The organism is Kitasatospora sp. HPM-01-4 (assembly GCF_051374625.1).
Lineage (GTDB): Bacteria > Actinomycetota > Actinomycetes > Streptomycetales > Streptomycetaceae > Kitasatospora.
Genome location: NZ_JBPQGP010000005.1, coordinates 2,190,316 through 2,215,063 on the forward strand (window position 1 = coordinate 2,190,316; position 24,748 = coordinate 2,215,063).

At 70.7% G+C, this 24,748-nt stretch carries 26 protein-coding genes and 1 pseudogene; 13 read left to right on the plus strand and 14 right to left on the minus strand.

The window, feature by feature from the left end; all coding sequences use genetic code 11:
* Positions 1-205: 205 nt before the first annotated feature.
* From ACSMTC_RS09260 to ACSMTC_RS09280, 5 genes are all read right to left on the minus strand, one after another.
* Positions 206-4,213: a hypothetical protein gene (locus ACSMTC_RS09260; RefSeq protein ID WP_436559179.1), complete on the minus strand. Its 4,008-nt coding sequence runs from the start codon at positions 4,211-4,213 to the stop codon at positions 206-208.
* Between the two features lie 240 nt (positions 4,214-4,453).
* Positions 4,454-4,618 carry a hypothetical protein gene (locus ACSMTC_RS09265; RefSeq protein WP_436559180.1) on the minus strand — a complete coding sequence of 55 codons (165 nt, stop codon included), beginning with the start codon at positions 4,616-4,618 and terminating at the stop codon, positions 4,454-4,456.
* Positions 4,619-4,841: 223 nt separating this feature from the next.
* The gene (locus ACSMTC_RS09270; RefSeq protein ID WP_436559181.1) at positions 4,842-5,465 is read right to left on the minus strand and encodes an RraA family protein; all 624 of its coding nucleotides are present in this window, start codon (positions 5,463-5,465) and stop codon (positions 4,842-4,844) included.
* Between the two features lie 226 nt (positions 5,466-5,691).
* Positions 5,692-6,426 (minus strand): response regulator transcription factor, encoded by a 735-nt coding sequence (locus ACSMTC_RS09275; RefSeq protein ID WP_436559182.1) that lies wholly within the window; start codon positions 6,424-6,426, stop codon positions 5,692-5,694.
* Positions 6,423-7,718 (minus strand): sensor histidine kinase, encoded by a 1,296-nt coding sequence (locus tag ACSMTC_RS09280; protein ID WP_436559183.1) that lies wholly within the window; start codon positions 7,716-7,718, stop codon positions 6,423-6,425. Before ACSMTC_RS09280 ends, ACSMTC_RS09275 begins: the two co-directional genes overlap by 4 nt.
* A gap of 289 nt (positions 7,719-8,007) precedes the next feature.
* Between ACSMTC_RS09280 and ACSMTC_RS09285 the strand changes: the two genes are divergently transcribed.
* Positions 8,008-8,337 (plus strand): DUF4190 domain-containing protein, encoded by a 330-nt coding sequence (locus ACSMTC_RS09285; RefSeq protein WP_436559184.1) that lies wholly within the window; start codon positions 8,008-8,010, stop codon positions 8,335-8,337.
* A gap of 118 nt (positions 8,338-8,455) precedes the next feature.
* Positions 8,456-9,619, plus strand: a complete 1,164-nt coding sequence (locus ACSMTC_RS09290; RefSeq protein WP_436559185.1) for a serine hydrolase domain-containing protein — start codon at positions 8,456-8,458, stop codon at positions 9,617-9,619.
* A gap of 147 nt (positions 9,620-9,766) precedes the next feature.
* Here the strand turns inward: ACSMTC_RS09290 and ACSMTC_RS09295 are convergent, their stop codons facing one another.
* Entirely contained in the window at positions 9,767-10,486 is a 720-nt protein-coding gene (locus ACSMTC_RS09295; protein WP_436559186.1) for a sigma 54 modulation/S30EA ribosomal C-terminal domain-containing protein, read from the minus strand.
* A 247-nt stretch (positions 10,487-10,733) separates the two neighbouring features.
* On the minus strand, positions 10,734-11,303 hold the full coding sequence (locus ACSMTC_RS09300; protein WP_436559187.1) for a dihydrofolate reductase family protein: 570 nt from the start codon (positions 11,301-11,303) through the stop codon (positions 10,734-10,736).
* 130 nt (positions 11,304-11,433) lie between these two features.
* On the opposite strand from ACSMTC_RS09300, the gene ACSMTC_RS09305 reads away from it, so the two are divergent.
* Together ACSMTC_RS09305 and ACSMTC_RS09310 are read left to right on the plus strand one after the other, a co-directional pair.
* Complete coding sequence (locus ACSMTC_RS09305) at positions 11,434-12,039, plus strand: TetR/AcrR family transcriptional regulator (protein WP_436559188.1); 606 nt, start codon at positions 11,434-11,436, stop codon at positions 12,037-12,039.
* Positions 12,040-12,420: 381 nt separating this feature from the next.
* Positions 12,421-13,116 carry a hypothetical protein gene (locus ACSMTC_RS09310; protein ID WP_436559189.1) on the plus strand — a complete coding sequence of 232 codons (696 nt, stop codon included), beginning with the start codon at positions 12,421-12,423 and terminating at the stop codon, positions 13,114-13,116.
* A gap of 44 nt (positions 13,117-13,160) precedes the next feature.
* On the opposite strand, the gene ACSMTC_RS09315 is transcribed toward ACSMTC_RS09310, so the two are convergent.
* On the minus strand, positions 13,161-14,192 hold the full coding sequence (locus tag ACSMTC_RS09315; RefSeq protein ID WP_436559190.1) for a DMT family transporter: 1,032 nt from the start codon (positions 14,190-14,192) through the stop codon (positions 13,161-13,163).
* Positions 14,193-14,261: 69 nt separating this feature from the next.
* Here ACSMTC_RS09315 and ACSMTC_RS09320 point away from each other — a divergent pair, with 69 nt between their 5' ends.
* Together ACSMTC_RS09320 and ACSMTC_RS09325 are read left to right on the plus strand one after the other, a co-directional pair.
* On the plus strand, positions 14,262-15,227 hold the full coding sequence (locus ACSMTC_RS09320; protein ID WP_436559191.1) for a LysR family transcriptional regulator: 966 nt from the start codon (positions 14,262-14,264) through the stop codon (positions 15,225-15,227).
* 904 nt (positions 15,228-16,131) lie between these two features.
* A complete protein-coding gene (locus ACSMTC_RS09325) occupies positions 16,132-16,632 on the plus strand; it encodes an inorganic diphosphatase (RefSeq protein ID WP_436564635.1) in 501 nt (166 codons plus the stop codon).
* Positions 16,633-16,980: 348 nt separating this feature from the next.
* On the opposite strand, the gene ACSMTC_RS09330 is transcribed toward ACSMTC_RS09325, so the two are convergent.
* The 3 genes from ACSMTC_RS09330 to ACSMTC_RS09340 are packed head-to-tail and all read right to left on the minus strand — an operon-like array spanning position 16,981 to position 18,047.
* The gene (locus ACSMTC_RS09330) at positions 16,981-17,169 is read right to left on the minus strand and encodes a PhnA domain-containing protein (protein WP_436564636.1); all 189 of its coding nucleotides are present in this window, start codon (positions 17,167-17,169) and stop codon (positions 16,981-16,983) included.
* 1 nt (position 17,170) lies between these two features.
* The gene (locus ACSMTC_RS09335; protein ID WP_436559192.1) at positions 17,171-17,530 is read right to left on the minus strand and encodes a zinc ribbon domain-containing protein YjdM; all 360 of its coding nucleotides are present in this window, start codon (positions 17,528-17,530) and stop codon (positions 17,171-17,173) included.
* A 4-nt stretch (positions 17,531-17,534) separates the two neighbouring features.
* Entirely contained in the window at positions 17,535-18,047 is a 513-nt protein-coding gene (locus ACSMTC_RS09340; protein ID WP_436559193.1) for a hypothetical protein, read from the minus strand.
* 372 nt (positions 18,048-18,419) lie between these two features.
* On the opposite strand from ACSMTC_RS09340, the gene ACSMTC_RS09345 reads away from it, so the two are divergent.
* Positions 18,420-18,566 carry a hypothetical protein gene (locus tag ACSMTC_RS09345; protein ID WP_436559194.1) on the plus strand — a complete coding sequence of 49 codons (147 nt, stop codon included), beginning with the start codon at positions 18,420-18,422 and terminating at the stop codon, positions 18,564-18,566.
* Between the two features lie 300 nt (positions 18,567-18,866).
* Here ACSMTC_RS09345 and ACSMTC_RS09350 read toward each other — a convergent pair whose 3' ends face one another.
* On the minus strand, positions 18,867-19,142 hold the full coding sequence (locus ACSMTC_RS09350; protein ID WP_436559195.1) for a hypothetical protein: 276 nt from the start codon (positions 19,140-19,142) through the stop codon (positions 18,867-18,869).
* Positions 19,143-19,405: 263 nt separating this feature from the next.
* Here ACSMTC_RS09350 and ACSMTC_RS09355 point away from each other — a divergent pair, with 263 nt between their 5' ends.
* The 6 genes from ACSMTC_RS09355 to ACSMTC_RS09380 all read left to right on the plus strand — a co-directional run bounded on the left by ACSMTC_RS09355 (position 19,406) and on the right by ACSMTC_RS09380 (position 22,496).
* On the plus strand, positions 19,406-19,600 hold the full coding sequence (locus ACSMTC_RS09355; RefSeq protein ID WP_436559196.1) for a hypothetical protein: 195 nt from the start codon (positions 19,406-19,408) through the stop codon (positions 19,598-19,600).
* Between the two features lie 2 nt (positions 19,601-19,602).
* The gene (locus ACSMTC_RS09360; RefSeq protein WP_436559197.1) at positions 19,603-19,950 is read left to right on the plus strand and encodes an ArsR/SmtB family transcription factor; all 348 of its coding nucleotides are present in this window, start codon (positions 19,603-19,605) and stop codon (positions 19,948-19,950) included.
* Positions 19,951-20,015: 65 nt separating this feature from the next.
* Complete coding sequence (locus tag ACSMTC_RS09365) at positions 20,016-21,671, plus strand: SulP family inorganic anion transporter (protein WP_436564637.1); 1,656 nt, start codon at positions 20,016-20,018, stop codon at positions 21,669-21,671.
* A 112-nt stretch (positions 21,672-21,783) separates the two neighbouring features.
* The gene (locus ACSMTC_RS09370) at positions 21,784-22,182 is read left to right on the plus strand and encodes an ATP-binding protein (RefSeq protein WP_436559198.1); all 399 of its coding nucleotides are present in this window, start codon (positions 21,784-21,786) and stop codon (positions 22,180-22,182) included.
* Between the two features lie 6 nt (positions 22,183-22,188).
* A complete protein-coding gene (locus ACSMTC_RS09375; RefSeq protein WP_436559199.1) occupies positions 22,189-22,365 on the plus strand; it encodes a hypothetical protein in 177 nt (58 codons plus the stop codon).
* On the plus strand, positions 22,362-22,496 hold the full coding sequence (locus ACSMTC_RS09380) for a DUF6126 family protein (protein ID WP_436559200.1): 135 nt from the start codon (positions 22,362-22,364) through the stop codon (positions 22,494-22,496). Before ACSMTC_RS09375 ends, ACSMTC_RS09380 begins: the two co-directional genes overlap by 4 nt.
* Positions 22,497-22,567: 71 nt before the next feature.
* On the opposite strand, the pseudogene ACSMTC_RS09385 reads toward ACSMTC_RS09380, so the two are convergent.
* Together ACSMTC_RS09385 and ACSMTC_RS09390 are read right to left on the minus strand one after the other, a co-directional pair.
* A pseudogene (locus ACSMTC_RS09385) lies at positions 22,568-23,096 on the minus strand (transposase); the annotation flags it as partial.
* A 141-nt stretch (positions 23,097-23,237) separates the two neighbouring features.
* Complete coding sequence (locus ACSMTC_RS09390) at positions 23,238-24,746, minus strand: hydrogenase large subunit (protein ID WP_436559201.1); 1,509 nt, start codon at positions 24,744-24,746, stop codon at positions 23,238-23,240.
* Positions 24,747-24,748 lie beyond the last annotated feature (2 nt).

Sequence of the window (24,748 nt, forward strand, 5' to 3'; positions counted from 1 at the left end):
CGGGGACGTCCACCGGGTCATCACCCAATCACCGGGATCGTGAAGCTCGCATGCCCCTCCCACGAGGGCCGGCCACTTCCCGCTCCCTGTCGGCCCGCTGACGAGCGGTCCGCCCAGCGCCGGGTAGTCGTCCGTACGGGAGCGCAAACGGCGCTGCCGTGCCGCCCGGGGTTCCGGACGGCACGGCAGGCATGAGCGAACGGCGTCAGGCCGTGAAACAGCCGATCAGGTCGGCGACCACGTCGGCGTCGCCGACATGGTTGTAGATGGTGACCCGGCCGTCCACCACCGGGACCACCACCTGGTGGGCGACGGTCCGCCCAGCCGTGTAGTTGAAGCTCGAGATGCCCGGGCGCTGGCCACCGTGCGGATAGACCGTCAGATAGCCGTCATGGGTGGGCGCGGTGGCCGTGACGTTCAGTACCACTGCGGTCACCCCGGTCATCGGCACGCCTTCGACCCCGGCCACCTTCACGCTGACGACACCGCCCGGACCCACCGCCCCCGCACGGGCTCCGACCCCGTCACGGGTGTCCAGCAGCCGCACCGACGCGGCCGGGGAGAACGCCGATCCGGTGGCGGAGTAGTAGCCGGTGACGTCGGCGACCAGGTGGACCGACCCCAGGTTGTTGCGCAGGTCCACCTTCCCGTCCACGACCGGCACGGTCACCAGATTGGCGACGGCCTGCCCGGCCGGGAAGCTGAGGCTCGACACACCGGGCACCGGCCGACCGTCCGGATAGACCGAGACGGAGCCCGCCTGCGAGGGGCTCACAGCCGTCACGTTCATCACGACCGCACTCACCCCGGTCGCCGGAACGCCCTTCACGCCCGCCACCTGCAACCTCACCACACCCCCCTGGCCGACCCGCGCCTTCTCGGCGCCGACGCCGTAACGGGTGTCCAGGAAGCGGGACGGAGTGATCGGCGTCAGCGCGGAACCGGTGGCCGCGTCGGAGTAGTAGCCGGTGACGTCGGCGACCAGGTGGACCGACCCCAGGGCGTTGCGCAGATCCACCTTCCCGTCCACGACCGGCACGGTCACCAGATTGGCGACGGCCTGCCCGGCCGGGAAGCTGAGGCTCGACACACCGGGCACCGGCCGACCGTCCGGATAGACCGAGACGGAGCCCGCCTGCGAAGGGCTCACAGCCGTCACGTTCATCACGACCGCACTCACCCCGGTCGCCGGAACACCCTTCACACCCGCCACCTGCAACCTCACCACACCCCCCTGGCCGACCCGCGCCTTCTCGGCGCCGACGCCGTAACGGGTGTCCAGGAAGCGGGACGGGGTGATCGGGACGAACCGGCTCTTCGCCGTGGTCCCGGCGGCCGTGACCGTGTACGCCTTGGGGAGGTAGCCGGGGGAAGGCACTCCGCTGGTGTACCCGATGCCGTCGAGCACCACGTCGTACACGCCCGGCTCAAGTCCGTTGGTGTCGACCAGGACGTTGAGCGAGCTGCCGTCGGGGCTCACGGACAGCGGCGACATGACCGGCTGCGTACTGCTCCACACGTCACTGCGGACCAGCTTCACCTTGGTGCCCAGGGTGAGCCCGGTACCGCGGACGACGGCCTGGGTCTGCGTTCCGGCAGCGCCCGTCGACGGGCTGATCCCGGTAGGCACCGGCGCCGGTGCGCGGGTGCACCCGGTAGCGCAGAGCCCCTGCATGCTGTACTCGACCGGCGTCGCGGTCTTGCCCGCGCTCAGCAGCAGGACGGCCTGACCGGCCTCGGCGTTTCCGGTGGCCTGGCATCGGGCACCGAACGTGCCGTACGCACCGTTGCACTGGAACGTGAGGTTCGGGTCGTTCCACGTGGAGCCGCCCATCAGACTCAGGTTGGGAGTCTCGACGCCGGTGGCACTGCTGGTGCCGACGACGTCGAAGGCCTGGGAGGGCTTCATGTCCACCACGGCGCAGTAGGCGGTCGAGGACTCGGTGAGCACCCCGCTCTGCAGCGGGAAGCCGTCGACCGAGATCCGGTGGGCGGTGCACTCCGGAGCCCAGCCGTCCGCCGTACCGACCTTCCAGGTGTCCACGTTGGTGTGGATGGCCTTGCCGTTGTAGCCGGAGGCGACCACCACCGCGACGTACGACGTCGAGCCGGTGACCCGGCAGGAGACGCCCCACTGCCAGCAGAGGACCTTGCCGTCGGCGTCGACGGCCATCAGCAGCGTGGAGGGGTCGTACCGTGTGCCGGGCGTCCGCGCGCTCAGCCAGAACTTGTCAGTGGTGGCTCCGCTGACCCGGATGCAGCGGGCGTCCAGGGCCGAGGTCAGGTCGAGCGGGGTGGAGTGGCCGCCGACCGTCGTCGAGGCCGCCGCCGTGCAGCTCGAGGTCGGTGAGATGTCACGCCGGACCAGCTTGTAGGTGTCCGCCCAGCCCGTGCCGACCAGCATCGCGGTGTACGGGACGCCGGCGGCGAGAACGCAGGTGGTGGTGGAGCTGCCGCCGGTCACGCACGCCTCGGTGCCGGAGGGGTCGACCACGTGGATCGCCGCGTTCACCTGGTTCTTGAGGTTGGTGTAGTCGAGCATCTCGGCGATGGAGTGCCGGTCTCCGGGAAGGCTCAGGCAGGCCTGCTGCGCCGCCTGGGTCAGCGAGACCTCCGCCCCCCAGGAACCGCCGAACGCGGACTGCGGCCAGCCGGTGCAGCCTGCGGTCTCGCCGGTCCGATGGACCACCAGCTGGTACGCCTTGGACGCGGTGCCGCTCAGCACGGCGCGGAACGGAGCGGTGCCGGTCAGCTTGCAGACGGCGTACGAATAGCCACCGTTGTCACACTGCTTGGTACCGGACGCGTCGTCGACCTCGACAGCGACGCCGGTGCCGTCGGTGGGCGGCCGGTTGAGCAGGTAGACGCCGTTCCCGGCGGCGGTCGGCAGGGTCAGGCAGAGCTGCTGCCCGGGCCCGCCGAAGGTGCCGGAGACCGGACCGGCCGCCAGACCGCTGTCGCCGGTCGCGGTGCAGCCCCGGGTCTCCTTGGCCGAGTGGAAGGCCATGCCGAACGCGCCGGCGGCGGTGTTCCGGGCCTCGACCACCCAGGTGTAGTCACCGGGAGTCAGATCGCAGGCGCCGGACGAGCAGTTGGCGGTCTGGGCGGTGCCGTCGGTCTTGAACAGCCCACCCGAGGGGGCGGTGCCGGACGCGACCGGGCCGAAGGTGTACCGGGCGGCCTCCGGCACCCGCAGGGTGCGGCAGCGCGCCGTGGGAGTCAGGTCCGGCGAGGCGCCGAACGCCTGCGGCTCCACCACCGCGCAGCCCTCCGGCTGGGAGAGCCGCGCCGCGGTGAAGTCGTAGTTCTGGGCCGCCCCCGAGGGCTGCTGCACCACCACCCGGAAGGGCGCGGTGCCGGCGAGCTTGCAGTCGAGACCGTTCGACGAGTCGCGCTGCGAGTCACAGAGCGCCTTGCCGGTGGCGTCGTAGACCGTCTGGACCACCTGATAGGCCGAGGTGTAGCTGCGCAACACGTCATCCGCACCCAGGTCCGGCGTGTAGCAGTCACCCGCCGAGGCGACCGGCAGCGAGCCGTGGAACACGGTCGGGGCACCGAGCGTACGGTCAGCGGCGGCCACCGTCCTGCACAGGGTGGAGGACAGCACCGGAACGTACGACACCGAGATGCCGTTCTGCATGCCGGTCCCGTCCCTGACCTGCAGCGAGTACGTCCCCGCCTGGCTGGTGGGGCAGCGCACCACTCCGTACCCGTAGCCGGTACCGAGGGGGTTCTCGCAGGTCACCTTGGTGCCGTCCGGCGCGACCAGCGCGGGGTAGATCCACCCCTTGGTCGAGACGGCCTGGAGGAGGACCAGGTCCTTCTGCTGAGGCAGGGTCAGCGACAAGGAGACGGTCTGGTAAGGATCGACCGCGCACTTGACGACGGTCTGCGGTTCGAGGGATGCCGGGCAGGCACCCGCCGGGTCGCTCTGCCCCAGCGCCCGCACGGCGGCATCGTGGTCGGCCTTCGGGTCCATCTTGGGCGAGGCCTTCGGCGCGACCTGTCCAGGTCCACCCTTCGAAGCGCCGTTCGGCTTGCCTGCGGCCGGGCCTCCGGCCGCCGGGCTCGCGTCGGCGCCCGGTTGCGGCGAGCCGACGGCAGCGGGCCGCGCCTCCGCCGCGTAGACGGGGCCGCTCTGGCCCACGAGCGAGGCCAGGACGGCGAGCAGCAGGGCACCCGAGGCGACCGCACCGCCGTTTCTCTTTCTCACCCGTCTGTTTCGCACTCTTCTGCCGATCAGCGGCAGGTTCATGTACTCCCCCCAATTGGAGCATGTTCGGCTCCCGTGAACACCACGGGAGTTGACAGAGCAGACGGAGTCTAGCCAGCCGCACACGCACGGGGCCCGGCCATTTCCGACGCGCGCGGTACGGTGCGCCTCGGCCACCCCGGTCTCGGTACATCCGACAGCGAGCGGAGGGTGCGCGGCAGTGTCGAGAGGCGCTACCGGCTATGCCCGGACCGCCCTGCCGTGGACGTCGACGACGCCGCCGCGATGACGCTGGAGGACCACCGCCGGTGTTCCGCCGCCGCCATGGCCGTACTGATCGCAGAGTTCAACGCCTGCCTCGACCGCGACGGCGCCGATCCCGTCGCGGACGCGGTCTTCTGTCACCAGGGGACTCTCCGGGCTCGTTCGGGACGAACTCGCGTAGACGGCAAGCGAGTTGCTCACGGTGCCGGGCCCTTGGCCGGCCGACCGGCCGACGCTGCTCGCATGCCCCTCCCCCGGGGCCGCCCCGAGGCCACCACCACCCTGCGAGCAGGCGCGGAGCACCACCCGCCGCCACCACCCCCCGGCCCGCGGCTACGTCACCCCGCCGCGCACCACTGCCGCATCAGCCCTCGAAGCCGCTCCCGGCCAGGATCCTGTCGATACGGGCGCGATGCGCCTCCTCCCACGCGTCGAGCGACTCATCGGCCTCCTTGGCCAGCTTCGCCCGGGCGCCCAGGAACACCTGCTCCTGACGGGCGCTCGGGGTGACCACGACGCCCTCCTCGTCGGCCACCACGATGTCACCGGGGTTCACGGTCACACCGCCGCACCGCACCGGGTGGTTGAGCGGCAGGGCAGCCTCCTTGATCCCGGGAATGGGGATGACGCCCCTGGCGAAGACGGGGAACCCCATCTCGCGTACCTCGGCGAGGTCACGGATCACCCCGTCGACCACGAACGCCGCGATGCCCCGGCGCTGGGCGACGGCGCAGACGTTCCCTCCGGCTACCGCGTAGTCCACGTCACCCGCCTCGACGACGATGACCGAGCCGGGCTGCGCACGGTAGATGGCCGCATGGAGCATGAGGTTGTCCCCCGGAGGGCACCTCACGGTGAACGCCGGGCCGGCGACCCGCGGAGCCGGGGACCACAGAGGGCGAATGCCGATGTCCATGACCTGCTCGCGCCCCACCAGTTCGGCGACGTGGGTCGAGGGAACACCGCTGAATCCGGCGACGTCGTTCATCTTGCTCCCCAATCAGGAGACGGTCCTGAGATCGGGAACAGCCTGCCCGGGCAGTGTCTTGATGTCAAGATACTTGATGTCAACAGACTTCCGGCACGCGCCCGGACCGGCCTCGAAGCGCCGCCGCGGCGTCAACAGGACTACACCGCAGGACAGTTGACCCAAAAATGCCCTCGGCCGGGCCCGCGATGAAGTGAACAGCAGGATCAGGCCGCCTGGGGCCGGGTCAGCCGGCGAACCCCGGCACCACCAGACCGGACTCGTACGCGATCACCACCGCGTGGGTCCGGTTCTGCGCGCCGAGCTTGGTCAGTACGTTCCCGACGTGCGTCTTCACCGTCTCCAGGCTCACCGTGAGCGACTCCGCGATCTCCGGGTTGGACAGGCCGGTGGCCATCAGCCGCAGCACCTCCTCCTCCCGCCCCGTCAGCGCCGCCTTGGGCAGCGCCTCGGCGGAGTCCAGCGGGCGGGCGGCGACCATCCGGCGCAGTGCCGCCGGGAAGAGGATCGCCTCCCCGGCCGCCACCACCCGTACAGCCTCCGCGATCTGCCGGACCGGAAGCCGCTTGAGTACGAAACCGCTGGCCCCCGCGCTGAGCGCGGCGGTGACGTAGCCGTCGTTCTCGAAGGTGGTGATCACCACGACCTTCGGCGGTTCGGCCGACTCGGCCAGCAGCTGGCGGGTGGCGTCGATCCCGTTGCGCCGCGGCATCCGTACATCCATCAGGACCACGTCCGGCCGCAGCCGCAGCGCTTGCTCGACCGCCTCGACACCGTCGGCGGCCTCACCGACCACCGCGATCCCCGGCTGGGCCGCGAGCAGCAGGCGCAGACCGCTGCGGGTCACCTCGTCGTCGTCCGCGATCAGGAGTGTGACGGAGGTGCCAGTGGGGCTGGTAGGGCTGGTGGGACCGGCAGCGCCAGTGGTCGCGGCGGCTTCGCCCGCGTCGGAGTGGCTCATGCCGACACCCGTACCGGCAGCCGGACCGCCAGCCGCCAGTGCTGCTGCCCGTCCGGGCCGGCCTCGATCTCACCATGGAGCAGCCGCACGCGCTCGGCCAGCCCGGGCAGGCCGTGCCCGGACGTCGGGAAGGCACCCGGGCCCTGGCCGATGCCCGGGCCCGCCCCGATCCGGTTGACCACACGGAGCTCCAGTGCCTCCGGCGCCGCCACCACCCGGACTTCGATCGGCCCGCCAGCCCCGTGCCGCAACGCGTTCGTCAAGCCCTCCTGCAGGATCCGGTACGCCGCCCGGGAGAGCGTCCCCTGCACCTGCGCCAACCCGCCCGACAGCTCCGGCTCCACCACCGCGCCCGCGTGCCGCAACCGGTCCAGCAGCTCGGGCAGATCGGCCAAGGTCCGGGTCGGCGCCGTCCCCGCCTTCTCCTCGCGCAGCACGCCGAGCACGTAGTCCAGGTCCTCCAGCGCGGCCCGGGTCGACTCCTCGATGCTGCGCAGGGCGGCCCGCGCCGCCACCGGGTCGGCGGAGAGCACCTCGCCCGCCACCGCCGCCTGGATGGTGGCCGCCGTCAGCGTGTGCCCGATCGAGTCGTGCAACTCGTGGGCCAGCCGGTTGCGTTCGGCCAGTGCCAGTTCCCGTTCGGCCGCCAGCGCGAGCCGCTCGGCCGACGACGGCCCCAACAGCCGTGGTGCCGACCACCGCAGAACACCTGTCACCACCGCGCACACGGCCGCCGCCAGCAGTACGCAGCCGAGCCCCACCACCCAGCTCTGCCAGCCACCGGTCACTCGCGCCGTCCGGCCGAACAGACTCAGTCCCACGTCACCGCGGAGCCAACCCCCCGGGATGGTCAGGCCCGCGATGACCAGCACACCGCTCGCGAGCGCCCCTGTCCACCCCAGTGCCACGTGCAGCAGCAGCCAGAGCGGAGTCCGCCAACGGTCGGCGCCCCAGGGCACGGCAGGGGTCGTCGCGCCAAGGGCCGGTGCCGGAGGGGTCGGGCTCGCGGGCCGACGGCCGGCCGCGGGATCCGGCAACGGCACCCTCAGCAGCCGACGGGCGGACACCACCAGCGCCCGCCGCGTGACCCGGGCCAGCCCGACCACGCCGACCAGCGCCGCCCAGACCAGCAGGACCAGAACGATCCTCACTCCCTCCGGAGCGGATCCCCACACCACCGCTGGCAGCAGTGCGAAGGGCAGCAGTGGCAGGCTCGCCAACGCGCCGCAGTAGGCGAACAGCGCACCCGCGTACGTGGAGCCGCGCAGCAACGGCCGGAATCCCCTGATCATGATCGCCAGTATGACCGCACAGCTCACCTGCGGCCTCCCCCGATCGAGGGAGCACTTTCTCCCGCCTTACCGCGATGTGCGCCCGAGGCCCCGGAACCCATGATCGTGTCCTGCCCGGTTGACGAGAGGACCGCTGATGAACACGCAAGGGATGGAGGCCTCGCCGAATCACACGGCGACGGCTGGGGCTGTGCCGACTGGGACGACGTCAGTACCGAGTCGGACGGCATCGGCCCAGGCCGCCGGGGCGGGCCCGTACTCCCATCACCCCCAGGGCTCCGGATACGGCATGCGGCCTCCGGCCGGCAGGAACGGCCTGGCCACGGCCGCTCTGGTGCTGGGTGTCATCAGCTTGATCACCTCGATCGTCTGCATCGGCGGCCTGTTCGGCGTCATCGGCCTTGTCCTGGGCATCGCCGCCCTGTGGAGGGCCAGGCGGACCGGCGTCGGCCGGGGCATGTCCGTCACCGCCCTGGTGACCTCGTCCCTTGCGATCGTGGTGTCCGTCCTGGCCGCCTTCTTCTTGGTCTGGTACGCCGACAAGACGCAGGAGTGCTACCAGCCCGACAGCCTTCGGCAGTACCGGCAGTGCGTCCACCAGCAGCTCACCGCGGGCTGACCGGCAGCCGGCCGCACCACCGGCGATGCTCCCCGGCCCCGGTGCACCGCCCGAGCGGCCGCCCACCAGGGTCCGGCACACACCACTGTTTTCCCAACGATTCCACCGGAGTTGACTCATGCGTGAACAGACGTGGCAAGGGCTTCGTCCTTCCAGGCGGCACCAGGGCGTTCGGCGCACCGCCCTGGCAGCCGCGGTGGCCGTCGGCGTCATGACGATCGGTGCCCTCGCGCCGCCCGCGGCGTCGGCCGCCGCCAGGCCGGACACCGTCCAGCAGGGCCTGAACGCGCTGGTGCATAAGGACGGCCTGCCCGCCGCGCTGGCGAGCGTCAAGGACCGCGACGGCCGCACCCGTACCTACACCGCGGGGGTCGGCGACCTGGCCACCGGCTCGAAGGTGCCGGTCGACGGCCAGGTGCGGATCGGCAGCAACACCAAGACGTTCACCGCGGTGGTCGTGCTGCAACTGGTCGGCGAGGGGAAGATCAGCCTCGACGCCCCGGTCGACACCTATCTGCCGGGCCTGGTGCGCGGGGACGGGATCGACGGACGCCACATCACCGTCCGCCAGCTCCTGCAGCACACCAGCGGACTCCACGACTACGAGGGCGACATCGACGTGGCGTCCGTTCAGCACCGGTACTTCGACCCCCGTGACCTCCTCGACATCGCCTTCCAGCACAAGGCCGACTTCGCGCCCGGGGCGAAGTTCGAGTACAGCAGCACGAACTACGTGCTGGCCGGCCTGATCGTCCAGAGGGTCACCGGCCGGCCCCTCGCCGAGGAGATAGACCAGCGCGTCATCAAGCGCATCGGGCTGCGCCACACCTACTTCCCCGCCCCCGGCGACAGGACCATCCGGGAACCCCATCCCAAGGGCTACCACCGGGATTCGGCCGACGAGCCTCTGCGCGACCTCACCGAACTGGACCCCTCCGCGGGCTGGGCGGCAGGCCAGATGATCTCCACCAACTCCGACCTCAACCAGTTCTTCACCGCGCTCCTCGCCGGCCGCCTCCTCCCGGCGGCCCAGCTCGCCCAGATGCGCACCACCGTCCCCGTCGGGGACACCGGCGCCCGCTACGGACTGGGGATCATGAGCAGGCCGCTGTCGTGCGGCGGTGTCTACTGGGGCCACGGCGGCGACATCCCGGGGTACGAGACCCGGGGCGGCGCCACCGACGACGGCCGCGCCGTCGACATCGCCGTGACCAGCATCCCGACCGACGAGGCAGTCACACAGCACCTCGAGAGTGTCGTGGACACGGCCTTGTGCCGCTGAACCGCGCCTCCCGCATGGCCTCGCCGGAGCGGAAGGACCAGCCCGCTCCGGCGAGGCCATGCGCCTTGGTGCGACCGGCCGCTGAGGGTGTCCGGCGTGCTTTGGGGCACCGGCGAGCTTTGGGGTACCGGCGGACGGCTTCGTCGTTCACGGCCTCCCCGCGATCAGGCCCAGGTGCCCGTCGTGGCGCCGGTAGAGCACGCGGCCCCGTCCGGTGTCGGGGTGGGCGTAGAAGAGGAACGGCAGGTCCGCGGCCTCCAGCCGGTCCACCGCTTGGTGGTCGGTCAGCCGCCTGGCGCTCTGCGGGCTGAGGGTCAGCGGCACGCTTGAGCGGTGCGGCGGCGCAGCGGCGATGGTGCGGGCCAGGCGGTAGCCGGTGGGCCCGATGCGGTAGACGACGGCGTCGGTCTCGGTGGCGGGGTCGGTGAACAGGTGGATGTCGTAGTCCATCGCATCCAGGGTGCGCACCGCCGCGTCCGGCGAACACCACACCAGCGCGGGCGACTTGACCCGCGTGATCCGCCGCACCCCCTCCGGAGGGACGGGCGCGGACGGGCGGGCCGGCTGGGGCCAGGGGTGGGGACGCCAGGTGCCGGTGACCGCGCTGATACGTCGGCGCAACTGCTCGGCGAGCGCCTCGAAGGCCTCGGCCAGGCCCGCCGCGGCCTCCTGGACGCGGATGCGGCGGCCGTCGACCTCGGCGTTGACCTGCGCCAGCGCACCGGAGCCGGTGGAGGTCAGCTTGATCCTCAGGGCCTCGACGAGCGCGTTCGCGCCCTCGGCCGCCGCCGCGACCTTGGCCCGGCCGTCGGCCAGGACCTCCCGCCGGATGCCGCCGAACGCCAGAACGGTGATCCCCTCGCCCATGTCCTCATGTCCTCCTGCTGGTGCCGATGGGCTTCAACGCCCGGTCGTGTTGACGCTCCTGCCGCCGTGATCGCTCCACAAGGGCCGAACGGCCCCATCCCGGTCGTGGCGGTCGGGCGCACCCGCGCGGGGTTCCGGCTCAAAACGCCGTCGGCCTCACCGGCCATGCCCCTCACCGGGACCACCCTGCGTGGGCGGCTCCGGAGGATCTCCATGACCGCCACTGACACCAGCGAGTGCCCTCACGTCACTTCCTCGTGTAGGTGACGATGCTGACGCCGGAGTCGAAGTCGCGGCGTGCGGTCGGCAGAAAGCCGGTGGGAGCGTAAGGGCCGTCGAACAGCGGAATGCCGGTGCCGATGACGACCGGATTGCGCTTGATGATCAGTTCGTCGATCTCGTCGCGGAGCGCGGCGGCAAGCTTGCCGCCGCCGGCGAGCCAGATGTCCATGCCGTTCCGCTTCTTCAGGTCGCGTACCAGTGCGACCGGGTCGTCGGCGACGATCTCCACCTTCGGATCGGTGGAGGTCAGGGTGCGGGAGACGACGTACTGCTCCAGGTGAGCGTAGGGGCTGGTGATGCCTGCTTTCAGAGCCGGCTCATAAGTGCCGCGCCCCATGATCACGGTGTCGAAGTGCCGGTGCGGGGTGGCGGTCAGGCCGAGCGGCCCGCGGACGTGCACCGGCATCGTCTCGGGATACTCGGCGAGGATCGCCTCCCGGACCTCCCCCTCGAAGGGGAGGAAGTCGTAACTACCGTCCGGCGCGGCGATGTAGCCGTCGAGGCTGGCGGCGACGTAGTAGATGAGCTTGCGCATCCGGTCTCTCTTCCCCGTGGCAGAGCGGCGGGCCTCGGCCTGCCCGCTCCACTTGATGTACTGTGATTGAAGTGGTTTGAACGTAGTACTGCAATCGCAGTGATGTCAATGAGTCTCCAAGGAGCTGTCGATGCGTCAGAATCCGGCCCGCCGCACCGCCTTGCTCGATGCCGCCATCGAAGTCCTCGCCCGCGAGGGCTCACGGGGCCTGACGCTCCGCGCCGTCGACAAGGAGGCGAACGTGCCGACCGGGACGGCGTCCAACTACTTCGCCAACCGTGCCGACATGCTGGCCCAGGTCATGGGGCGCACCCGCGAGCGTCTGACCCCGGATCCGGCCGAGCTGGCCGACACGATGAACGCCGAGCCATCACATGAGTTGGTCAGGACTCTGATGCTGCAGCTCGTCGGCCGCATGCGCCGTGACCGCAGCAGCCACCTGGCCATGCTCGAACTGCGCCTGGAGGCCACCCGGCGGCCCGAACTCCACACGGAGCTGGCGCGTTTCTTCACCGCCGAGCTCGACGCCGGCATCGACTTCCACCTGGGTTCCGCCCTGCCGGGCGACCGCACCGGGGTGGTCCTGCTCTACCTGGCCATGCTGGGGCTGGTCGTCGACGACCTGACCGTCCCGGAACTCCTCACGCCGCACCGGCCGGACACCCTGATCGACGCCATGGTGACGCGCCTCCTCCCGGACGAAGCCGCCTCGACGCGGCCTCCGCACTCCACCTGATACGGGGCCCTCGATCGTCCGGGCCGCCTGCCGGGCCCGGCCCTGCAAGGCCGTCACCGGCGCCTCCCTCGGACGCCCTGCCGGGGCAGCACCGCGGACCGTATCGCAGTGCTGCCGCCGGTGCGGGGTGAGCGGGGCACGCCGGGGGTTCGCCGCCCGGATCATCCGGCTGACTGCCCCTCAACTCATCGTTGTCGCTTCGGCGGTGATCGGCGCGGTACCGCCCATGGCGTTGCGGTCCGGTGACACGGAATGCTCTATTCCGTCGATTGTTCGCACTAGATTCGATCGTGCACACCGCCGCACAGCCTCGCGGTTCCCGCACGAGAGGGGACGGGCAATGTGCGTGCCCTCACCCGTACTGCGCCCAGGAGAACCTGCATGTCCCCCCTGACGACTCGCCGCGCGACCACCGTCCGCTCGCTGGCCGGCACCGTCCTGGCAGCCGCCTTGTTCGTCCCCGCCGCGACGGCTTGCAGCTCCACGTCCGACGCGCACGGCACCACCGCGGCCACCGCACCGGCCGCCGCCACGCCCACCGCACCCGGCGCACAGGGCACCGCCGCTCCGGCCACCGTGACCGACGCGCACAGCACCCCCGCGCCGGCTGCCCCGCCCGCTTCGTCCCGGCCCACCGCTCCGGGCACCAAGGCCAAGTCGAAGTCCCCGGTCCACACCCAGTCCCTGGTGGACGGCAGCACGGCCGAGGTCCAGGAGGTCGGGGCCGAGCACTACATCGCCAAGATCGTCCACAACGGTGACGTCCTCGCCACGCTGGAGACGAACGGCTCCGATGCCGGGCTGGACGCCAACGACATGTTCGTCGTGCTCTCCCTGGACGGCCAGGTCCACTCCTGGATGGGCGGCGGAAACCAGGGACCGGGCACGTTCAAGCTCGCGGGCGGCTGGACGGCCAAGGTCACGAAGATCGGCGACCTCCGCTACCGCGCGCAGATCATCGGCAACGACAACTCCGTGGACGCCACGCTGGAGTCGAACCAGCACGACGTCGGACTCGACGCCAACGCCGTCTACATCGTGCTCACCGCCGGCGGCGAGATCAGCGCCCACATGTAACGAAGCACTACCTGTCGACGAGCCTTGACGGTCCATTTCATCCGTCACCTCCGACGGACGGCCTGAGGCGGCCCGTCTGCGGGTGCCGAGGCTTCCGTTCCTGCCATCGCCTGCCACGCTCGGCCGGGGGCGGGAGAGGTTTCCACCCGCAGCCGTTCCCGGCGGCGTCGGCCGCACTCGACGATCACGACCGAGGCGAGCACCGCCACGGCGCCCGAAACCCGGCCGGCAGTGAGACGGTCGCCGTAGCAGAAGGCGCCGGCGGCAACGGTCACCGGTACCTCGGTACAGGACAGGATCGCGGCGGTCGGGGCTCCCAAGGCCTGTGTCCCGGCGAACAGGCACAGCACCGGGACGACGGTGGAGCACAGGGCCAGCAACCCGATCCACGGCCAAGCCGGTTCGACCGGTAGCCGCAGCCCACCGGTCGCCGTGCCGAAGAGAGCCAGGCTGGCGCAGGCGCCGGTGCACACCAGTGCGGACAGCAGCGGCAGATCGAGGCTCTCCACCAGGCGGCCGGCGGCCGTCAGATACAGGGCGTAGGTGACGGCCGCCCCCAGCGCCAGCAGCACACCTGCGGTGTCGGCGCCCGGCCCCGCGCCGCCCGGACCGAGCAGGAACAGCACCCCGAGCGCGGAACAGACCAATGCGGCCAGCCGATAGCGGTCGGGAGACTCTCGGCGCAGGGCGAGGGCGAGCAGCGTCACCACGGCGGGGTAGGCGTAGAGCAGTAGCGCGGCCAGTGAGGCGTCGATCCTGGTGACAGCACCGAAGTACGCCGCGGACTGGACGGCGTACCCCACGGCGCCCAGGGCCAGGCCCGCCGAGAGTGCCCGTCCGCGAGCCGGGCCAGTTGGGAGCATCCGTCCGTGCGGGCGGCGCGGACGGCGGCAGACCACGACGGCCCAGAAGACGGCGGCGGCCAACGCGAAGCGGGCGGTGAGCACGGTGGTGACGCCGATACCGGTGGCGAAGGCCTGCTTGGCGAACACCGGGGCGAGACCGAATCCGCTCGCCGACACAAGGCAGAGAACGGCCCCGCGGGCCGTGACACGGGACGAGGGTCGGGTAGTCACACCCAAAAACTAAATCTGCCGGATCAATCGAGGTAGCCTCGCTTTCCTGTCCTATTCACAGGAGATTCCTTGATCACCCTGCAGCAGCTGCGCTGCTTCCAGGCCACACTGGAGCACGGCTCGTTCACGGCCGCCGCAGCCGCACTGGGCTACGCACAACCGTCGATCTCCGAACAGGTGCGCCTGCTGGAGAAGCACCTCGACGCCAGACTGTTCCGCCGGGTGGGGCGGGGCCTGGTCCCCACCGAGGCCGCCAGGGCACTGCAGCCCCACGCCACCGCCGCACTGGCCTCGGTCGACGCGGCCGGCCGGGCGGTCGCCTCGGTCCGTCAGGTGCTGACCGGAACCGTCCGCCTCGGCGTGTTCCGCACCGCGCGCTACTACCTCGGCAGTGATCTGGTGGCCGACGTCCTGACACGGCACCCCGGACTGCGGGTCGAACTCGTAGGGCCCCACTCGGTCCCGGTGCTGGACCAGCTCCGCCGCGGTGCACTCGAAGTCGCTGTGGTCGCCCTGCCGTTCGGCGACGCGGACATGGCGGTCCACCCGGTGATGCGCGACGAACTGGTCTACGTCAGCGCGGATCCGGCGCGGGCGTCCGCCCCCGTCACATCGGCGCAGCTCGCCGCGGCGCAGCTGGTCCTGCCCGATGTGAGCTGGCGCAAGGACGACTCCACCCGCCGCCACCTGCTGGCCGGCGTGCTGGCGGCGGGCGGCTCACTGCACTCGAGAATCGAAGTGGAGGAGACGGAGACGGCGTTGGAGATCGCGGCGACCGGCCTGGCCGACACGGTCACCTGGCGCGGTGTGCTGCACGGGCTGGCCGAGCGTGTGCCGCCGGGGCTGCACTGGGCTCCGCTGACGCCCCCGCTCCACGAGACGTTCGCCGTGGTGCACCCGCCGAACGCCGAACTGTCGCCCGCCGCAGAAGCAGTGGCGGCACTTGCCACCGCCAGGATGAGACGGCTGGACACCGCCGTCCGCGACGCCCCGCGCATCGGCTTCTCCCGAGGAGGACCGCTTTCCGCACCGTGACGCCCGTGACGGGCTGGATGCTCCGCGGGGCTCAAACACGTCCCCGGCCACATCAGGTCGATTGACCCTGGTGGCCAACCGACACATTCCGCTGAGCTGCAGATATAGCCAGCCCGTGTGAGGCGTGTTCCCAGCAGCTTCAAGATCATTTCCCAGTGCGCCAACTGAGTGGACCTTGGGAGCACCGATCGTTGCCGTCGGCCGTGTGCAATCGCAAAAGCGTGTACGGGGCGGTCGCGCCTGGCATAGAGGTTTCTGCGCGATCGGTTGAGTTCGACGTGCTAATGCGGGGGCTACGGTGGACGGGCATCCCCGGCGGAAGCGGCCGATCACCTTCGCCGAGCCCCACACCTGGTCCGGCACCTGCCCACGGCGTGCGCGATCTCCTTCGCCTACTTGCCCGGCGCCGGTTGTCTCGCGTCGTGCACTGAATAAGCGGGCAGCGCCGACCTCCGGAGCCAGGCCGCGCGGAACAGATGGCCGGGCTGGCAGCGGAGCTGGATGAGGCGCTGGCCGACCGGGCGGTCGCCGCGTGCGGGGGCCCGGTCCGGTACCGGGTTCGGTGGCCAGGCCACGGGGCGACAGGCCGTGTGATACTTCGCCTTGCCATTCGTTCGCGCGCTGCCAGTCGATCGTGACGTCGCGCCGCTCGACGATCGGGCCCTGCGGTTGGTGGCGTACCACCAGTGGATGCTGCGCCAGTCGGTGAACCTGGCGTTCACCGCACACCCGATCGCCATACCAAGGAGACCTGTCTGCACGTCAACGGACTTGGAGTACCCGTAGCCTGGCTGAGGGAGCTGCGCGATCAGGTCCGGGTGCAGGCCCGCAGGAAGCTCGGCAGGTGGTCGGTCTGTGACATCGGGGCGGTCGGTGGTCGCCCTGCCGCATCGTGGAGGTCGTGGTGGACTTCGATGTGATCGTGGAGATCCCGCAGGGGTCACGCAACAAGTACGAGATGGACCACGAGGTGGGGCGGATCAGGCTGGACCGGACGCTGTTCACCGCCACGCGCTATCCGGCGGACTACGGGTTCATCGAGGGCACGCTCGGGCGGGACGGCGAGCCGCTGGATGCCCTGGTGCTGGGCGGGGAGCCGGCTTTTCCGGGGTGTGTGATCACGTGCCGGGCGATCGGGATGTACGTGATGAGCGACGAGGCGGGGCCGGACGAGAAGGTCCTGTGTGTACCGGCGGGCGATGCACGCCGCACGCATCTCCAGGACATCGGCGACATGCGGGAGTTCGACCTGTTGGAGATCACCCACTTCTTCCAGGTCTACAAGGACCTGGAGAAGGGGAAGTCCGTCGAGGGCTCACACTGGGAGGGCCGCGAGGGCGCTTATGCGGAGATCGAGGCGTCCCGCGCCCGCGCCGCGGGTACGAGGTATGCCCGGCGCGGCTGACCCGCACCGAGCGCCACGTCCGGGCCGGGGTCAAACAGCCCTGGCTCTCGGTTGGCACCCGTGTCCTGGGGCTGCTTTGCCGTGTGCACGCTTGCTTCTCTAGCCCTGGGCGATATCGTGCGTTGGCGAGGCCAGGGGCGGCCGGGCGCTTTCACGGTGGCGATGCGGAGTTGACGATGCGTCGGTTACGGCGAGGGGGCAGGTCAAGGCGTCAGTGGCTGGCGGGCGAGGAGCGCTTCGATGGTCCGGAAGAGATGGCGGCCCTGTTCGAACAGCGGCCTCAGCCTCGTTCGGCCCCGGCCTGCTGCGCCGCCGAGGTGACCACGCGGGTCAGCCTCGGCGGGACGGTCATGCGGCTGACCACCCACGCGCCGGAGTGTCCCGTGTGGGCCGTGGGCTGACTGGCAGGTTGGGTGCGTCGGGTTTGCCGGTGAGGCGAATGTTCTTCACCAGGGTTCCACGCTTGATCGTCTCGAATGTGCCCTTGGCCTTCAGGTCCTTGGTCAGCGTCACGGAATCGCCGTAGGCCAGCCTCAGGTCAGGCCTTCTTGACCACGCTCGACTTGAGCTGCATGGGGCCGAATCCGTCGATCTTGCAGTCGATGTCGTGGCCGTCTACTCCGTCCACCAGGCGGATGTTGCGTACCTTGGTTCCCGCCTTGATCCCCGAGGGGCTGCCCTTGACCTTGAGGGCCTTGACGACGGTCACGGTGTCGCCGTCGCTCAGCACGTTGCCGACGGCGTCCTTGACTACCCGCTCACCGGATGAACTCGCGTCGTCTGTGGTTCCCTCGGCGGGAATCCATTCATTGCCGCACTCCGGGCAGACCATTAGAGCGTTCATCTCGTAGGTGTACTCGCTGGAGCACTTCGGGCACGGAGGAAGATTCTCGCTCATTCAGTCAGGATATCCGAACCCCGGCGGGGTCTTGCCGTGTGCATGGGAGGCGACTTCGGGTGATGGGTTTGGGGTCACGTTTCAACGAGCGCGGAAGGTGGGCGCTCGATTGGAGATCGTGTACAGGTCGTCGATGGATAGCCGGTCGGGGTGGGTTGCCGCTGCGCCCACTGAGCTGGTCTTGCGGATGCGTGTCGGCTGTGATCACAGGCCATTGCCTGCGTAGTAGAGATTGAAGCTCTTCTTGGTCAGGGGGAAGATCGGGGCCGATGGTGTCGGCGAGGGCGATGGGGAGGGCGAGCCAGTTGAAGAACGACGGGTCCGCGACCTCGCCGCGGCTCAGGCTGCCGTCGGGAGCGAGTTCGACGCGGGTGGTAGTGGTGCCGCGCCAGCCTTCGGCGATTCCCAGTCGAAGGCGCCCGCCCTGGAACCGGTGGATGGAGCGCTCACCCAGATAGCCGGACAGGCGCAGGACACCCGTGCCGTCCGTCTGCTCAAGCTTCCACTGCATGCTCACCGCCGCCCCCGAGCACCGCACCTGGGCGCGGCGGTGAGCGCGAGGGTGCCCCGTGGACCAGCAGGGGCGTGAGGGAGGCGGGGACGCCCGCACTGCCGACAGCGGCACCGCTTGCCCGGTGTTGGGCGGCACAACTCGCCCAATACCGGCAACGGAGTCCGCGGTACCGCTACGCGGCGGTCCGGTGAGATACGCATCCCCGCCTCCTGTCACCTCGCAGTTGCCAACATTAGCAACTGATAAGTTCATCATGCGACGGCCCTCCGGAAGCGGTCGCCGCAGGACGGCCGCCCTGGAACCGACGCCGGGGCGGCCAGCCTGAGACAGTCACGAAGGCATCCGATCGCGCTCGGGCGCACCACGAGGTCACCTATGGACGACGGATTCGGCGCACGCCGCCATGAGGCCCGGGCAGTGGCTGCCGAGCGCGATGGCGCCTGGCCCGCGAACGCGCCGCAAGCGAACGTCGAGGACGGGATCGAACCCGACTCCATCGACGAGGGGGCGGTGTACTGCTGATGGGAGCAGGCCCCGGTCCACAGCCTGAGCGTCCTGACGAAACCGCAGGACACGCAGCCTTCTTGTCGGGCCTGTCCCCGCTGGCCGGCGCCGCGGCTCCCCGGTGCTCGCCGGGCTGGACACGGCACGGCTGTCCAGCGCCGCACCCGCGCGGGCCCCTGCTCGTCCTGCGCCACCTGGACCATGACGGAGAGCTGATCCCGCGCGTGCGGCCGCTGTCCGCGCTGCCCGAACCGCGCCCGTCCACCCCCTCCGGCTCACGCACCGGGCCGACCGCAGCGGCCCCGAAGACCACACCGGCTACACCGTGATCGTCACCGGCCCCGCCGAACAGACCACCGAGCCGACCAGCAGGCTCGGTACCACGTGCCGCTCCGCGCCTGGCCCGACGGCCCCGCCGAGCACCTGCTGCGGCTGCGGCCCGGGAGCGCCACCGGGTACCGGCTCACCCGCGATCGTGCCGCCCGCGGCGCCCCGCGTGCCCAGCGCCATGCCGCTATCGGAGTCGACCAGCGCCGCCCCGAGCGCGCCGTCAATGCTCATCGCGTTCTTGAGAACGGTCTCGATTGCGGCCATGCGGTCCTCCCGACGTTGTCGTCCGCCGTTGTCATCCAAGCCGCTCCGCGGCCCGGTGACCTGACCTGGAGCGTAGGGACCGGCCCGGGCGCAGCCGGGCGGATGACCGCTACTGATCGAGACGGATCACGTTCGCCTGAATTCATCACATGCGAAACCAGTGAGTTGAAAAATTCTTCACATTCATACATGCTGGGCCGCTGTTGGATCGGCATGAGGTGCGATCGGCCAGTCGGTGCCGGCGCTACGTGGGAGGGGCGGTTGTGACCGAGATGTTCGACGAGGAGCTGCGTGAGCAGCTCGCCCAGGCGCGCCAGGCCCTGCGAGAGGCCGAGGCCGCCGGGGACGACGACGGCGTCCAGGCGTACGACGGGCGAGTGGCCGCTCTGCTGCGGATCGCGGCCCGCCACGGGGTCGAGCTCCCGCACACCGTCCAGGAAGAGCTAGGAGAGAACTGAGCATGGCCGTCCCGCTGTACCAGGCGAAGGCGGAGTTCTTTCGCACGCTGGGCCATCCGGCCCGGATCCGGGTCCTGGAACTCCTCCAGGACGGCCCGATGCCGGTGCGCGACCTGCTCGCGGCGATCGACATCGAGGCGTCCAGCCTCTCCCAGCAGCTCGCCGTGCTGCGCCGCACCCAGCTGGTCACCGCCACCCGCGGGGGTAACACCGTGGTGTACGCGCTCAGCACCCCGGACGTCGCCGAGCTGCTGCTGACGGCCCGCCGGATACTCGGCGAGATGATCACGGACCAGGGCCAGCTGCTGGAGGAGCTGCGCTCCGGCGATGCCAAGGAGGCCACGGCGTGAGCGCCGTCCACAGCACGGTGGAGCGGCTGCGCGCCGTCCTGCCGAACCGCCAGACCCTCCGCGCCATGGGCCGCTCGCCGCGCAAGGACCTCATAGCCGGGCTGACCGTGGCGATCGTGGCCCTGCCGCTCGCGCTGGGCTTCGGCATCTCCTCGGACGCCGGAGCCGAGGCGGGGCTTGCCACCGCGGTCGTCGCGGGCGCGTTGGCGGCCGTGTTCGGCGGCTCCAACCTCCAGGTGTCCGGCCCCACCGGGGCTATGACGGTGGTCCTGGTGCCGATCGTCCACCAGTACGGCACAGGCGGGGTGTTGACGGTCGGCCTGCTGGCAGGCGCGCTCCTGATCTTGCTCGCGCTTGTGAGGGCCGGCCGCTTCATGGCCTACGTGCCGGTGCCGGTGGTCGAGGGCTTCACCGTCGGCATCGCCGCGGTCATCGGCCTGCAGCAGGTGCCGGGCGCGCTCGGGGTCACGACTCCCAAGGGCGACAACCCGGCCATCGTGGCGGCCAAGGCCGTCGGCGACTTCGCCACCCACCCGCACTGGACGGCGCTCGCCGTGGCCCTGACAGTGGCGGCCGTCATGCTGATCGGGGTCCGCCTGCGCCCCGGCGTCCCGTTCTCCCTCATCGCGGTGGTCGCCGCCACCCTGGTGGCGCAGCTGGCCGGCCTGCCGGTCGCCACCATCGGGCATCTGCCTGCCGGGCTCCCCACCCCCTCTCTCGGCTTCTTCGAGACCTCCGCCGTCTTGGCCCTGCTGCCCTCGGCCCTCGCTGTCGCGGCCCTGGCCGCGCTGGAGTCGCTGATGTCCGCGACCGCCGCCGACGCGATGAGCGTCAGCGAACGGCACGACAGCGACCGCGAACTGTTCGGACAGGGCCTGGCCAACCTCGCCGCCCCGCTGTTCGGCGGTGTCGCCGCCACCGGCGCCATTGCCCGCACCGCCGTGAACGTCCGCTCCGGCGCCGCCTCCAGGCTGGCCGCGCTGGTGCACGCGGCCGTGCTGGCCGTGATCGTCTTCGCCGCCGCGCCGCTGGTGGCGGGCATCCCGCTCGCCGCACTCGCCGGTGTCCTGATCGCCACCGCGGTGCGCATGGTCGAGGTCGGCTCACTGCGCGCGCTGGCCCGCTCCGGCCGGGGCGAGGCCGCCGTCATGGCGCTGACCGCCGCCGCCACCCTCGCCTTCGACCTGGTCACCGCCGTCATCGTCGGCCTGCTGGTCTCCGGCGTCCTCGCGCTCCGCTCTGTAGCCAAGGCCGCCCGTCTCGAGCAGGTCCCGCTGCACGAGGACCTCCCCTCGGCGGACCGCCACGACGAGGAGCAGGCCCTGCTCGCCGAGCACATCGTCGCCTACCGTATCGACGGCCCGCTGCTCTTCGCCGCCGCCCACCGCTTCCTGCTCGAACTCACCGAGTCCGCCGAGGTCAAGGTCGCCATCCTGCGGATGTCCCGGGTCAGCGCGATCGACGCCAGCGGCGCCACCGTCCTCGGCGACGCGATCGCCAGGCTCCATCGGCGTGGAACCCTGGTCCTCGTGTCCGGCATCCGTGACGAGCACCACCGCCCCCTGGACGCGCTCGGCGTACTCGACCGCCTCAGGGACGACGGCCACGTCTTCGACACCACCCCGGACGCCATCGCCCATGCCCGCACCCACCTGCACAAGCTGGCCATCCCGGCAGGCCGAACCCCGGCCGCCATGACCACCGCAGGAGCGCCCAGTTGACCACTGCCGCCCCCCTGGGCTCGCGATGATCCGCCGCTGGCGCGACCGAGGACGCCGCGACGGCTTCACCCCGCCGTCAGCCGAACGGAACGGGGCGGGACCGGACTACCAGATGCGTCTGGCCAGCCTGCCCCCCTCCATCGCACTGGCCCGACGCATCACCGTGTCGGTCCTCACCGCCTGGGGCGTGCCGCCGAAGTCCAGCGCGCACGACACCGCTCTCCTCACGATCACCGAACTGGTCACCAACACCGTGCGGCACGCCGCACCGTGCTCCCCGTTCTTCGAGCTGCTGCTGGCCGCCACCGACGACCACCTCGAAGTCGCCGTCCGCGACAGCCATCCGGAACCGACAAAACTCCCTTCCCCCGAGGAGAAGGGCGGTCTGGCCGTGGTGGCCGAACTCGCCCACGACTTCGGCGGCACGCTGACCATCGAGCCCGACCCCGACGGCGGCAAGACCATCCGCCTCCTACTGCCCCTGACCCCACCCGCCGCAACGCAGGAATGAGCCGCCGTGCGCTTCACCATCACCCCCTACGACGACCACGGCACCCCAGCAGCACCGGATCTCGTCGACCTGCCCACACTGAAGGCCGCACTCGCCGAGGCCGCCACATCGGGTCGACGCCTGTACATCCGCCCCCACCCGAGTGGTGACCGTTCACCCGCGACCACGCAGGAGAAGCCATGAGCGACGCCGTCGGCGACGAGAAGAGCAAGCGCAAGGCGATGCTCACCCGAGCGTTGATCTACATCGCCGGCACGCACCTGTTCGCCAGCTTCGTGATGCTGCTCTTCTTCCTCGGCAACCGCCACCACTGAACCCGCCACCGATCCGCCCTACCTCACCTATCGGTGATTGCGTTCGCAACCACCGATAGAAATCAAGCCGGGTCCAAAGGCCGCATCTGCCAGGCGGCCAGCTCGTCCGCCACGGCGTCGGCGACCTTGCTGATCAGGTCCGCGCTGACCTCCACGCCGTAGATGCCGGCCAGGTGGGAGCGGATGTCACGCACCGACATGCCGCGCGCGTACAGCGACGGGATCCGCTCGTTGAACCCCGCCAGCCGGCGTGCGTTCTTCGGGATCAGCTGCGGCTGGAAATCCGCGTTGCGGTCCCGGGGGCACTGCCACTGTCACCGCGCCGATGTCGGCCAGCATGGTCTTCGACGACGTTCCGTTGCGGCTGTTACCCGAACCGCGACCTGCCGGGTCGGGTTTCTCGTAGCCCAGGTGCTCGGTCATCTCGACTTCCAGGGCCCGTTCCAATAGGGCCCGGACGATTTGGGTCAGCAGCCCGCCCTCGCCCAGCAGGGCCGCCCCGGAGGCATCCGCGCGGTCCATCAGCCGCTCGGCAGCCTCGTCCACCAGCTCGGCCCCGACCTGCTCGACGGGAGGATTCTCGCTGTCAGCAGTAGTCATGTCAGTCCGTTCCGGCTGGCCAAGACCCGGGATCGAGCCTCGGCGACCCTGTCACATCACGGACTTACACGATCTTTCGTGACACTCCCGCGCCGGTGGTGACATCGGCCGGGTAGCGGGCGGCGATGGCGTTCGAGCGGGTCAGAGGTCGTTTCCGGCGTACGAGAGGTTGAAGCTCTTGTTGGTGAGGGGGAAGTCGGGGACGATCGTGTTGGTCAGGGCGACGGGCAGGGCGGGCCAGTTGAAGAACGACGGGTCTGTGATCTTCACACGGCTGAGGGTGCCGTCGGGGGCGAGTTCGACACGGGTGGTGATGGTGCCGCGCCAGCCTTCGGTGATGCCTACTCCGGACCGGTATGCGTCGTTGGTCGGTGGCGCCGGCCGGTGGGTGGGGCCAACCGGGGTGCCCTCGGCGAGGTAGCCGATCAGCCGCAGGGAGTCTTCGGCCTCCTGGGCACGGATCTGGAAGCGGGCGAGGACGTCGCCGCTGCCAAGGGTGCGGGTGGTCAGGGCGTCGTCGTAGTCGTGGAAGGGGTGGGCCTGGCGGGCATCGGTGAGCAGTCCGCTGGCGCGGGCGACGTAGCCGAGGCAGCCGAGGTCGCGGGCGGCCTGCAGGGGCAGGATCGCGGTGCCGGTGAAGCGGTCGCGGATGGTGATGTGGTCGAGGGCGAGGGCGATGAGGTCGCGGATGTCGGCGCCGATGGCCTTGAGTTCGGCGGGGTCAGGTCGTGCGCGCAGCGCGCTGCCGCCGGGGATGACGCCTCCGCGTAGGAGGCGGTGTCCGGTGATCTGCTGGTTGAGGCGCAGGAGTTGTTCGCGGATGCGCCAGGCGTGGGCGTTGAGGATGCCGTGGCCGACGTCGTTGCACAGGGCGCCGAGGTCGGTGACGTGGTTGTGGAGGCGTTCGAGTTCCAGGAGCAGGGCGCGGGCGCGCCTGGCCTGGGCGGGGACGTGGGTGCGGGTGGCTTCTTCGATGGCGAGGCAGTAGGCGAGGGCGTGGCCGACGGTGGTGTCACCGCTGACCCGTTCGGCAAGGGCGAGGCCGCGCGCCGGCTCTCGGCCCTCGAAGTGCTTCTCGATGCCCTTGTGGACGTACCAGAGGCGGGCTTTGAGTTTGAGGATGGTCTCGCCGACGACGGAGAAGCGGAAGTGGCCGGGTTCGATCAGGCCGGCGTGGACGGGGCCGACGGGGATCTCGTAGACGCCGGGGCCTTCGACGGTCAGGAACGGGAAGGGGCCCTCCGGCACACCGAAGGGCGGTGGCGGGCCGGCGTCGGGGTGCATCGGGTACCAGCCGCGGGGCCAGTGCGGGTGGCGGACCAGGCGGCGGGGCATCGGGTGGTCGAGCGGGACGATGCCGTGCAGGTCGCGCATCTCCCGTTCGAAGCGTCCGGCGGGGAAGGAGAGGCCGGCCAGGCTGGGGACGCTCGGGTTCGACGGGTCGAGGTGGACGTGGAGTTCGGTGCGGGTGTCGGGTGGGCCCTGCACGAAGAGGTAGACCACGCGGATGCCGGGGTCCGACTCGGTGCCCTGGTCGTCGTGGTGGGCGGCGACCAGAGCGAGGCGGTGGCCGGCGGCAAGCAGTTCCTTGGCGTGGGTGGGGAGTTCGGCTGGGTCGAGGTCGGTGACGGTGCGGGTCGGGGGCTGCATGG